This window comes from Rhodospirillales bacterium, from assembly GCA_028824295.1.
Taxonomy (GTDB): Bacteria; Pseudomonadota; Alphaproteobacteria; order TMED109; family TMED109; genus VXPW01.
This window is the reverse complement of the sequence record JAPPED010000027.1, coordinates 133,539-145,702: the sequence shown is the minus strand read 5'-3', so window position 1 is coordinate 145,702 and position 12,164 is coordinate 133,539. Positions and strand designations below refer to the sequence as shown.

At 62.4% G+C, this 12,164-nt stretch carries 8 protein-coding genes; 4 read left to right on the top strand and 4 right to left on the bottom strand.

Translation table 11 applies throughout. The features are described from left to right. Window positions 1-23 precede the first annotated feature (23 nt). Window positions 24-1,049, top strand: coding sequence for a methyltransferase domain-containing protein (locus OXH60_11815; GenBank protein ID MDE0712806.1), 1,026 nt, complete (start codon window positions 24-26; stop codon window positions 1,047-1,049). 120 nt (window positions 1,050-1,169) lie between these two features. Here OXH60_11815 and OXH60_11810 read toward each other — a convergent pair whose 3' ends face one another. The 3 genes from OXH60_11810 to OXH60_11800 form a co-directional block, all read right to left on the bottom strand. Continuing rightward, on the bottom strand, window positions 1,170-1,916 hold the full coding sequence (locus OXH60_11810) for an outer membrane lipoprotein-sorting protein (protein MDE0712805.1): 747 nt from the start codon (window positions 1,914-1,916) through the stop codon (window positions 1,170-1,172). Window positions 1,917-2,209: 293 nt separating this feature from the next. Then, window positions 2,210-4,537 (bottom strand): MMPL family transporter, encoded by a 2,328-nt coding sequence (locus OXH60_11805; GenBank protein ID MDE0712804.1) that lies wholly within the window; start codon window positions 4,535-4,537, stop codon window positions 2,210-2,212. 68 nt (window positions 4,538-4,605) lie between these two features. Continuing rightward, the gene (locus OXH60_11800; GenBank protein ID MDE0712803.1) at window positions 4,606-5,883 is read right to left on the bottom strand and encodes a transposase; all 1,278 of its coding nucleotides are present in this window, start codon (window positions 5,881-5,883) and stop codon (window positions 4,606-4,608) included. A 912-nt stretch (window positions 5,884-6,795) separates the two neighbouring features. On the opposite strand from OXH60_11800, the gene OXH60_11795 reads away from it, so the two are divergent. Next, window positions 6,796-7,815 (top strand): Rieske 2Fe-2S domain-containing protein, encoded by a 1,020-nt coding sequence (locus OXH60_11795; protein ID MDE0712802.1) that lies wholly within the window; start codon window positions 6,796-6,798, stop codon window positions 7,813-7,815. A 135-nt stretch (window positions 7,816-7,950) separates the two neighbouring features. Here OXH60_11795 and OXH60_11790 read toward each other — a convergent pair whose 3' ends face one another. Further along, window positions 7,951-9,309 carry an FAD-dependent oxidoreductase gene (locus OXH60_11790; GenBank protein MDE0712801.1) on the bottom strand — a complete coding sequence of 453 codons (1,359 nt, stop codon included), beginning with the start codon at window positions 9,307-9,309 and terminating at the stop codon, window positions 7,951-7,953. A 341-nt stretch (window positions 9,310-9,650) separates the two neighbouring features. Between OXH60_11790 and OXH60_11785 the strand changes: the two genes are divergently transcribed. After that, the gene (locus tag OXH60_11785) at window positions 9,651-10,430 is read left to right on the top strand and encodes a hypothetical protein (GenBank protein ID MDE0712800.1); all 780 of its coding nucleotides are present in this window, start codon (window positions 9,651-9,653) and stop codon (window positions 10,428-10,430) included. A 738-nt stretch (window positions 10,431-11,168) separates the two neighbouring features. Next, window positions 11,169-12,164 carry an NAD-dependent epimerase/dehydratase family protein gene (locus tag OXH60_11780; protein ID MDE0712799.1) on the top strand — a complete coding sequence of 332 codons (996 nt, stop codon included), beginning with the start codon at window positions 11,169-11,171 and terminating at the stop codon, window positions 12,162-12,164.

Below are 12,164 nucleotides of genomic sequence, written 5' to 3'. Positions count from 1 at the left end.
AACCTGTTGATCGAGTCTTCGCGATGGCAATCAAGCTCACGAAGATCCTGAAGGACGGGAACACGGGCAGCCGTGTCGCCGCACGGATCAAGGATTACAAGCACCGCTATGGCGGCAGGGCGCGGGGCGGGCTCGACGAGCGCAAGTCAGATTACCGGGATTTCGAAAACACCTATTACGACTTGGTCACCGATTTCTTCGAATACGGTTGGGGCCAGTCCTTCCATTTCGCGCCCCGCGCTCAAGGCGAGAGTTTCGCCGCGTCGCTCGCGCGCCACGAGCACTACATTGCCCACAGGCTGGGGCTCGGGCCCGGCATGGCCGCGGTGGATCTGGGCTGCGGTGTCGGCGGCCCGCTGATCGAGATGGCCCGGTTCTCCGGAGCCCGAATCGTCGGCGTCAACAACAATGCGCTGCAACTCGAACGGGCCGCAAGAAGGAGCGAGGAGGAGCGGCTCAGCCATCTGACCGACTGGCTCAAATGCGACTTCATGCGCGTCGATGCGCCGGACGTCTCTTTCGATGCCGCCTATTCGATCGAGGCGACGTGCTGCGCGCCGGACAAGGTCGGCGTCTACAGCGAGGCCTTTCGCCTTCTCAAGCCCGGCGGTTGTTTCGCGGCCTACGAATACTGTTTGACCAGCCAGTTCGACGACGCGGACCCGGAGCACCGTCGGCTCCGGGCGGATATCGAGCATGGTGGCGGCCTGCCCGAGATCGCCCGGCCGCAAGAGGTGGACGACGCCCTCCGGGAGGCCGGCTTTGAGCTGATTGAAGCCCGCGATCTGGCTGCCGAGGCCATGCCCGGCATTCCCTGGTATCAGCCTCTCGTAGGCTCCGGCCTGTCCGTCGCCAGCTTCCGCAGTTCGGTAGCCGGACGGCGGGTGACCAATGGTTCGCTATGGCTGCTCGAAAGGCTCGGGATCGTGCCGCGTGGCACGACGCAGGTTTCGAGCCTCCTAGAACTGGCGGCGGTCGCGCTTGCCGAAGCCGGCCGCCTCGGCATCTTCACGCCGATGTATTTCGTCTGCGCCCGCAGGCCGGAATAAAGGCCAACAGGCGAGGTGCCGCCTGGCGCCGGACGTTGCTAGATCGGGTTCCCCGCATCCCGTGTCCGCCCGCTACCCGTTGAGGAAACCGGAGGGCGCGCCGTCGGTCCTTCCGTGCGGCTAGCGCGCCCGCCTTAAGGCCGTCTGGGTGAAATCGCCGACATCAAGGTCGGTTCCGAACTCGTACTCCGACCAGTTCAGCACGGTGCTTTTCCCGGTGAGATGGTTTGTCATCGTGATTGTGCTGCCGCGCCAATAGCGATCCAGGTATTTCTGGTAATCCTCCACGACCATGGTCTTGAGATGGTTCTCGGTCAGGTCGAAGTATTGCACCTGAATGGTGCGAAGCTCTTCCTGGTCGAGCCATACCACCTGACGCGAGTAACCGGAATCCTCGCCGGCCGGGATACGTTCGGAAACCACGCACTCGAATTCTCCGCAAGATTCGTTGCGCAGAAATCGGTGGGTGTACTTCTCGACCTCGACCGCACCCATGTCCTCGTACGAGAATTCGCTCCCCATGAAGGATCCGGACTGCTTCGACGAACTGATGCGCTTGACCCGCTTCAGTGCGGGGAGATAGAGCCATTGATCGTCCGGATCGCTCTTGTGGGAGTGGACGAGGAACGCGGTTCCCTTGACGTCACGTGGGCGGTCGAACACGAACATCGTCCGATCGCCGTCGCCGTCGACCTCAATGACTTTCAGGCGGAGTTCGCGCTGGCTTTCGCGCCCCTGTTTACTCCGCAATATCATCGTCAGGTTGGCAGTGAAGTTACCGAAACCCTTCTGGCGTTCGCGGGCTTCAGTCGCGATTCTGAGTCCGGCTTCTTCGGCGCTTTCTTCCGCCTGCACGACGGACGGCATGACCGAGCAAGCTAGAACGGCGAAAAGGATCCCGGGCAACACGAGCATTGGCCGGATGAACGAAATGCGAATTACGGCTGCCTCCTGTCAGTGGCCACGGGGAGGGCGGCAATGGCAGGGAAGCGACGACGGGGTCCGTGCAGCAACTGGACCATGGCGGCTTCAGCACCACTCCGTGTACATCGTCGGACATCGTAGCACGACTGCCAGCGCCGACTTTGAAACCCGTCGGGCAACGTCCCTTCTCGGGATCTACCGTGAATGATGGAACCGAACGATTGCAGCAACGAAATCTATTGGCTTGAGCGCCTCAGTCGCTCCCGGATTTGCGCAGTCGTTTCCTTGGCCCCGTCCAGCACCATCAGCAGTGGCGGAAGGAACAGGAAGTCCGCCAGAAGCGCGATGATGACCGTTATTCCCACGAGCAGACCGAGCGCCTGGTTGGTCGACATCCCCGACGCTCCGAACACCATGAAGCCCAGTGCAAAGATGGCGGTCGTCGCCACCAATGCCTTGCCCACGGTGAGAAACGCCGACTGAACGGACTCCGATGGCAACAGCCCGCTCTTCCTGGCCCGTACGTACTTGGTCATGAAGTGGATCGTGTCGTCCACGATGATCCCGAACGCGATGGCGGTGACGACCGCCGCGGCGTTGCCGACCTCTCCGACCACATGCCCCCACAAACCCATCGCCATGGCGGCCGGCACGAAATTGGGAATCAAGCTGATCAGGCCGAGACGCACGCTCTTGAAGATCAGGAGCAGGAGCAGCGATACGATCGCCATGGCGACGATCGTGCCGAGCAACATGCCTTCGATGTTCCGCTGAATTGAATGAGCCCCGACGACCGCAACGCCGGTGGCCTGGGTTGCCAGTTCCGGGGCGTTCTGCTGGAACCAGGCTTGTATGCGGTTGTCGAGGTCGATCTTCTCTCTGGTAGCCAGGCTCTTGAGCACGACCGTGACGCGTGTCGCGGATCGCTCGACGTTGATGAGATTGTTCAGGTCACGGCCAACCGGCAGAGAGAATTCGTAGAGCAGGAGATACTGGGCGGCGAGCTCGGATTCGCTCGGGAGAACGTAGAATTCCGGGTCGTCGCCGTGCAAATTCTTGTTCAGCCGTTTCATGATGTCGGAGAGGGCGAAGACGTGGGCGACTTCCGGCTGCGCCCGGCTCCACTCCGCAAACGCCTCCACCTGACTCAGGAATTCAACATCCGTGATTCCGCCCTCACGGCCGGAGTCGAGCGAATACTCGTACGTTTCCACGCCGGTGAAATTCTCGCTTACGAAATCCGTTGATTGTCTGAACTCGTAGCTTTCATCAAGGAGTTCCAGCCAATTCTCCTTGAGTTCAATCCGCGAGATACCGGCAACGAGTACAACCATGACGATGCCGACGGTCCATAGGAGGGTCGTGCGATAGGAAACGACAAACCGTCCCAGGCGATCGAAGAAGTCAGCTCTGCCCGCGCGGACGGAATTGGCACGTATGGGTACAACCGACAAGAATGCCGGCAGAAGGGTGACCGAGAAAAAGAACGCGGCCGTCGCGCCGAACGCCACGATGTTGCCTAGGACCCGGAACGGCGGCATGTCAGCGAAATTCAGACTGAGGAAGCCGATCGCGGTCGTGAGCGACGTGAGGAACACCGGCCACATGTTGACCTGCAGCGAACGACTGGCGGCCAGTTTGCGCTCGGCTCCCTGGCGCATGGCTGCCGCCATTCCCTCGATGATGTGCACCGAATGCGCGACCGTGACGGCCATCAGGACGAACAGGGCGGCCCCGCTCTCGCCGTACAGCTTCATGCCGGTCCAGCCAGTGAAGCCCAGCGCGGACAGGAAGACGGCAACCAGCATCACGACGATTGCAACGGTTCCCCACAACGAACGCAGCAGGAATACAGCCACGAGCAGCATGGTCCCGAACGCGACGGGTGTGAGGATGCCCATGTCCTCGTCGATCGCATCCTTCATGGCGCGATTGAGGACGATTTCACCCGTAAGGTGATAGTCAATGCCGGGGTGCGCTTCCCGGGCGGAGGCAGTTGCGCCGTAAAGGTAGTCGGTGACCTCCAGTCTGCCGAGCTGCCGGTCCTCCGGCAGCGAAACACTGACCACTAGCCCGGCAACCCGGCCGTCCCTGGACACGAAGCGCCCGGCCACTTCCTCGGTACCGAGCGCGATACGCGCTATCCGTTCGATATCGTCGTCGCTGAGAGAGGCGGCATCGTCGATGAGCGGCTCGACGATCAGCTCGTCCTCCAGACCTTCACTATGCGAATAGTTAGCTAACGAATCGACTCGTGTGACGTAGGGTGTGCGCCACAGGCGGTTGGTCATCTCTTCGATGGCGACGAGGGTTTCCCGCGTGAAGATGGTGCCGCTTTGCGGAGCCACGGCCACCAGCGCTCCGTCAGATAGGGAGTAGGTGTCTTCCAGCTGGTCGAGCGCGACAATATGCGGGTCGTCGCTGCTGAAGTGATTTCGAACGTCGACGTCGACGACAGTTATGTTCCGGGCGCCCGAAGCGAGTGCCAGCATGACCAGCAGAGAGAGCAGGATGGTCAGCCATCGACGCTTCATCAGGAGCGCGATGAAGGAAGCCAAATTCATATCAACGTGCCGAATCAGGACCAAGCTGCATGTATAGCACTAGGGATTTATATCGATAACTTGACAACTTACACCGCCAGCCTTCGATCCGTTTCACGGGTCGCCGGGGTCGCTGAATGCGATCGCCCCTCGCCGTGCAGCTGCGCCAGTCCCCGACGCCGGATGTTGTGGGCCGCGTTCAGGTCCGCGTGGTCCGTGTGGCCGCAGGCCACGCACTCGAAACTCGACTGGCTGCGGCGCGAAGCCGCGTCCGCATGGCCGCACGCCGCGCAGGTCCGACTGGTGTGGGCAGGGTCTATCGCAACCAGCCTCGGCGCCTTGTAGGCCAGCATCGTTCGGAGACCGCTCCAGCCCGTCGCCAGGATCCCGCGGTTCAGGCCGACCTTCTGCCGGACGTGCCGCCCGGGCGCCTCCATCGTACCCCTTGCCGATGCCGTCATCGCGCGCGTCCGCAATGCCTCGACCACCACCGTGCCCCCGGCCAGCGACCGGCTCACGCGATGCTGCCAGTTGCGGCGCCGCTGCGCAATCCGCCGCTGCGTGCGGGCGAGCCGCCGCCGCGTGCGCTCGCGCCGCCTCGAGCCGCGGGGCTGCCGGGCGAGGCGGCGCTGATACCGCCGGACCCTCGCCTCGAGCCGCCGGCTGTCCGGCGCGTGCACGATACGGGCGTGCCGGCCGTCGCTGACGGCGACCTGGCCGACGTTCATGTCGACGCCGGTGACCGTGCCGTCGTCGGGACGGGCGGGTGCCGCGACCGCGTAGCACACGGTGGCCATCCACTTGCCGTTGACGCGCTTGAGGACGGCCTGCACGGGCTCGGCGTCCGGGTACGGGTTGCCGCCGCGGCGGCGCAGCCGAAGCCAGCCGATCTTCGGGAAGTACAGCTTGCCGTCGCGGATGCGCACATCCTGCGGGAGCGTCACGCTGTCGCAGCCGCGGCGCTTGAACCGTGGCCGCCCGGCTTCGCCCCGGAAGAACCGCCGCCAGGTGTCGGCCTGGTATTTCAGGGTGTACCGCACCGGGGCGTACGGCATGGCCTGCAGCCAGGGCGTCGCCCGGCGCAATTGCGTGAACGCCTTGCCCAGCGTGAAGAACGTCGGCGCCGGCGGCTGCGCGCCGCACAAGCGCGCGATGTCGTAGACCTGCGCCTGCTGGTCGAGCATCTCGTTCCAGACGAACCGGCAGGCGCCGGCAACCGCGGCCAGGCGCCGGGCGGTCGCCGGCTGGTCGAACAGCACCCGGTAGACAATCTGGCGGTGCTCCACATCGTCGTGCGCGTCGTGCGCGTCGTGCGCCGGGTCACCGGCACTCGGATCGGTCGGGACGGGCCGCGGCAGTTGTTTCATGCATGTTCTTGTAACACAGGATCATCAATGCAATAACTTGGAACAAACCCGACCTGTCAAGTAATCGATATAAGCCCCATTTGTTACGCCTGCGCATCCATGCTGGCGTCTGACGGTCCCGCATGCGGAGCGCGCAGCTCTCCTGTGTCCAGGCGAACGGCGTGGCGCGTTGTGAGACTGCGGCCCATCGAGGGTTTCGTGCATCCGCGCCGCGGCTGTCCCAGTCTAGGGATGCCGGTAGCGTTCCCGACCTACCGATGGGGTTCTGTGGTCGCCAGTGCGGTCAGGCTGCGTGAAGCTGATGGTCGGCCGTCAGGCGGTGGAATCGGGACATCTTGCTGCTTGTATCGCGCTTGCTGCAACTATCGGCGATACTGTCAAGTCAACAGTATCGCGTTTGACCCATCGGAATCTATCAATACTGAAACGGTAGATGGGTGCGGTCAGTTGCCTGTGCGCCAGCACCGGCTGCTTCTCGCTGACGTCACCGAATCGGAAAGAGAACGCTCTGCGGGATCGCCTCCTGGCAAGCGTGCTTCAAGTGCGGCAATCTAGCGTCGAGACCTCAGGAAGCCCCTTCACCAGACGGACGGGCAAGCTGCTGAATTTGGTGACTTCAGACGGACCATAGGCCTCTTTTGTACGGTCAATCTTCTTGTTGTCGTACCACGACAGTGCTATTAGTCGGGTGATATGAAGCCGAATGAGCCGTGATGTCGGCCAAGCAGCTGGCGTGCCGTCGCCGTCCAACGCCCTCACCATCATTCGATATGACGAGGACGGAACCTGGACGCTTCAGGAACACGCACCGTCGCCCCCTTCGGTCTTACGCTGCCTGCTGAGACAAGGGCGTCGCCATAGCCGGGAGCGAGAATGCGGCGAGACGTAAAGAGCAGTTGCAGCACGGATGACGTGCCAGGTTCTCTCTTTCCGTTTCCCGAGGGCTGGTACTTCATCATCAGCCGACGCTCTCTGGCAAAAAGCAAGCTGATTCAGCGGCAGTGGCTGGGCCAGGACATCGTTGCCTGGTGCGATAGCGAAGGCACGGTCTGCGTGGCCGAGTCGGTGTGCCCGCACATGGGTTCCTCTCTGGGGCCTGCCGCCGGCGGCCGGGTGCGTGACGACTGTCTCGTCTGCCCCTTTCACGGGTTCACCTACGATATCGCCGGCAATTGCGTGGCGACTCCCTTTGCCCCGCCGCCGAAATCCGTGAAGCTCCAAGTGCTCGAAGTACGGGAAATTCATGGCCTGATCTTCGCCTGGTGGAGCGCCGCTGGACGGCCGCCGCAATGGACCCTTCCGGATGTGCCATCCGCAGGAAATGACTGGTGCGACCCGGAACTCCGGAGCGTCCGATTTCCCGGCCATGTCCAGGAGTTGGCGGAGAACTCCGTGGACCTGGCCCACCTGCAGTACGTCCATGGTTACGGCAACGTAAAACCGGTTGGCGCGACCACGGTGGATGGCGCACATCTTCTTGCTCGGTTTGAGTTCCGCCGCCGCCGCCGGATCGCCGGTGTTGTTGAATCCTTCTACCAGGTTTCTGCTACCGCCCATGTCCATGGGCTCGGGTACTCCTTCGTCAATATCCAGGAGCATTCAATCGGCATGGACCTGCGGCTCTGGGTTCTCGCTACCCCGGTCGACGGCACGCTGGTCGATCTGGTGCTGGTCAGCCAGATCCGGGAATTGCGCAGCCCGAAACGACCGATCGTCGGCCTGCGGTTCCTGCCCACGAAGCTGCGCACCAGCGTCATGAACAAGTTCGTGGTATCCGCACAAATGCGGGATGTTCGGCAGGATGTCGTCATCTGGCAACGACGGCAGCATCGTCCGCATCCACGGTTGAGTCGTTCTGACGGCGACATCGGCAAATATCGTCGCTATTGCAAACAGTTCTATCCGCGCGACAACGAGGGTGATGGCAGGTAGCCGCAATGCGGGGCCGGAAGCCCGCTTACACGGCCTGATCGCGATCCGTGGCCCGGGGCGAACGAACCGCTAGCCAATCTGACGATCCCCCAACCAGCAGCGCCGCGCCACTGGGGGCATGACGTTGCCCGCACGCTACGCCTTCCTGAACCGCAACCCGTGCAGGATGCTCCCATAGTGGTTGAACGACCTTCTGGCCCCGGGGTCATCGAAGGGATAGTCGGCGCCGAGCTGTCTCGCTGCGGCGAGTCCGGTGATGAGGCAGGTTTCCTGGCTGTTGATCAGGGTGTGCGCGCCGCAGTGCCACGTCCTCCTCTTGCCCTGAATGAAGCGGAACAGGCCTACGAGCATGGTGACTTGACGCAGGTCATGGACGATGTGCTGAAACCGCCGCTTCGTGATGATCTTCTGTTCGTCGATGGCGCTGGTCGCGTTGTAGGTCACCAGGCAAGGCTTGTCTGACCGCTTGGCCCAGGGTTGCTGGTTGTGGATGATGTGCGTGATCTCGTAGTTGTCCGGTTTGTCGCCGTATTGCTGGATGTAGTTGGTCCGAGTGTCCAGGCACTTCATGTCATTGTCAGGCAGGACCGAGGAGTCCCAATGGACGACCGCTTGACGATGGATATCGTTGTCGTAACGGACTGACGACAGGATGTAGCGTTCGAGCCAGGAAGGCCTGTCCAGGATTTTCAAGGTCTGGTCTGCCGGGCATGCGAATACGACCTCGTCGAACGTTTCCTGGGCGCCGGAGGCATCTTCGATCACGACGCAGGACGCCTGTCGGTACACCTTCGCGACCGGCCGATTGAGGTAGATCTTGTCCCGGAAGCCGGCCGACAGGTTTTCGTAGATTCGTCGAGTCCCCTGATCCCACGTCCACATGGGGGTACCCGTCTCGATATTGAAGAATTCGAGATACCTCGAAAATAGTGCCGCCGGCAGATCGAACACGTTCGAGGCCAGCACGAAGTTGATGAACATGGGTTTCAGAATCTTGTATCTGAAGTCCTTGGAAAAACCTCCCAGATTCAAGACCGTCCACATGCTGACGTAATTGAACGGGTTGAGGGCGTTCAGGTACTTGGACTGGGCGCGGCTGAGCCAGCCGATCCAGTGCAAGCGCCTCATCAGTCGTCGAAACTTGCGGATTTCGGACTGGAGCTGGTCCCGGATGTCGGACCCGAAATCGTGGGCATAAAACTGGCCGCCACATTCGACGCTGTAGGTGAACTTGGTATCAATCAGCCTGATATCGAACTTTTCCATCAACAACAGGATGTGGTGATACACCGAAGGGATCAGGGCGGTGACCGATATGTCAAATGGAATTGAACTGCCGTCGTTCTGGGGCATGTCCACGGTTACCGCATTGCCACCGAGTTGCTCTTGGGCCTCGAACAGCCGGAAGTCGAAACGGTCCGGGTGATGATGCAGCGCCCATGCGGCGCCCAGTCCCGAGACGCCTCCACCCACAACTGCAATTCGTCGTGGCATATTTGTTTTCCTCGCGAATTTCGGGACTTGGTAACCTACCACCGCGACCGACTGCCCACTAGGCAGCCGTAGTGGTTGGCCGGGCTACAGCAAGATGAAGCGAACCGCCAGTCAGCCCGTCCCGGCGTTTGCGAACCCGAATCTGCTGTCCGACTAAATCACGGCCGTGCCGCCGTGTGTCCTTCGCGGCGCGCATGCGGACACAACGCACCTTATGCCCGATACTAACGCACGGTCCTGCCCCCGTCGGCAGCTCCCGTGGCCGGCCCACTGGGCTGTCCGATCAGAGAGTTGTTCGCGGCCGGCCGAGACGCCATGATCCTTTCCGAGTGAGCGCCGGCATGCATGTTCTCGCGTTCCCGATGTGGTTCGGGCTAACCGTTCTCGCGCTGCTTTCGTGTGCTTCGGCGCAGGCCACGGATTGGAGCAACACGGAGTTGCATCTCCAGATCGGCAATCTGGATGTCCCCTCCTTCGCTGGCGGCGGTAGCGCCGAACACGTGACCTACACGCTGCAGCACGCGAGCGGATGGAAATATGGCGACAACTTCTTCTTCGTCGACGTCGTTGACTCGCGGCAACCCGGCGCCTCCGACGTCGACCTCTACAGCGAAGCCTACGCGAACTTCAGCCTCGGCAAGATCACCGGCGGTCGCGTCGGCGCTGGTCCGGTCGCGGACATCGGGCTGATCGGCGGCTTCAACTGGGCCGCGGACGCGAAGGTCCGAAAGTATGTTGCCGGCGTACGGCTGGCGCTCGGCCTTGAGGGATTCGCGTTCGCGAACCTCGACCTTGCGGCGCTGATCGATGGCAGCGAGGGGGTCGTGTCTGGCGGGGCGCCTGCGGAAGACGACACGATCCTCATCGACTTCAACTTTGCACGGCCGTTCCGGGTGGGTACCGCCGATTTCAGTATCGAAGGCCACATCGAATATGTCGGCGAGCGGACCAACGAACTCGGCGGGACGGTGGGGTCGTGGATCCTGGCGCAGCCCCAGCTGCAGTGGCACCTGACTGACCGGATCGCAATCGGGATCGAGTACCAGTTCTGGATGAACAAGTTGGGAGACCGGCACACTGACGAGAACGCCGTGCAGGCTCTGTTCGTGTGGGAACTCTAGGTCTTGCGTCAGCCGCGCTCACCCCAGAGAACGCACGGGCCGCCCGGCCGGTGTCGAGTTGGAGCCACTGCCCATCGACAACAGCTACGCCGCTTGGAACGTATCTTGGTTCGAGACGATCCGGGGGGAGGCTTCCCGTTGGTTTTTGGATCGGCATGCCGCCAGACGACAGGAGGCGCGGCACCATCTCTCAGACTTGCTCCACGCAATCCCCACGCGCGGCACACCGGCCGCACCACGCAAGGTGTGCTTCCGTGCCAGGCAGACGCGGTGGTGCGGAGGTCAGCCGTTACTTGATCCGGGTTCCGGAACGCGGCACCTTGTGCGTGAAAGTGCCTTACTGTGCGGAACTTCGGCACGACAATGGAATTCGCATGTGGCGGCATCGACAACTTGGGTACGCGTGGTCCGAAGCTCGCGAATCGCGGGCCGCCGTCGCGGCTAGATCCGGGCCCGGCTCGCGTATGCGGAGCGCCCTGACCAACGTCGGTACGGTACCTGGTCTCGTGATCGCGTTGCCCGGGGCGCGGAGCCGCCGGTGATGTGACAGATGAGACGCTGTCGTGCCCTGCCGACAATTCTGGTGTTCGGACGCTGTCTTGAAACGACGATGTTGGGCTATGCGAGCATGATCCGTGGCGCGCTGCCAGAGCTTGGAGCTGACGTGGGTGCGACGATTTTCGCCGGTGGCGGATGCCTGCCGCACGGACAGGCAGGGCAAGCGAGCGGGACGCTGCCATGCGGGTGATCACGGGAGCGAGCGGCCATATCGGTGGTGTGCTTGCCCGGGCTCTCGCCGACCGAGGCGACCCCCGTCAGGTCCGCGCGATCTACCGCGAAGGGAAGGGGACGGCAGCGGATCTCGACATCGCGTGGGTCAGCGGTGACATCCTCGACAAGGACTCGCTGGTTGCCGCTTTTTCGGGCGCGGAAACCGTCTTCCACCTGGCCGCCCTGGTGTCGATCGACCCCGCCCGGGGCAAGGATGTCCATACGACGAATGTGTTGGGCACGCGCAACGTCGTCGAGGCATCCCTGCAATGCGGCGTGCGGCGGCTTGTCCATGTTTCCTCGATACACGCCTTCAACCAGTACCCGCTCGACGAAGTGCTCGATGAAAGCCGTGGCTCCGCCGACGACCCGCGGCAAGGCACCTACGGCCGGTCGAAGGCCGCCGGCGAAGAGGAAATTCGTCGTGGCATCGATTGCGGCCTCGACGCGGTAATCCTCAACCCGACAAGCGTGATCGGCCCCTTCGACGGTGTGCCTTCGTACATGGGACACGTGTTCCTTGATCTGCACCGGAGAAGAATTCCTGCGCAGGTCGCGGGCGGCTTCGACTGGGTGGATGTGCGCGATGTGGTCGATGCCACGGTGGCCGCCGAAACGAAGGCAAAATGCGGCGAGAACTACCTCCTGTCAGGTGGCTGGAATTCCGTGCGCACCCTGGCGCTCCTGACCGAGCAAGCGACCGGAGTGCCGGTGTCCCGTCTCGTGATCCCCCTGTTTGTGGCCCGGCTCTGGGCGCCCTTTCAGGTCATGCTGGACCGTAGTCGGGGGCGTCGGCCCCTCTATACGCCGGCTGCGGTACGCGTGATGAGCAACAGCAACCGTCGAATCTCTAATGCCAAGGCGCAGGCGGAACTCGGGTTCAAGTCACGTCCCTTGGCAGATTCCGTGAGGGATACTTACCGTTGGTTCCACGAGCAGGGCATGCTCGACGAAGCTGGTTGA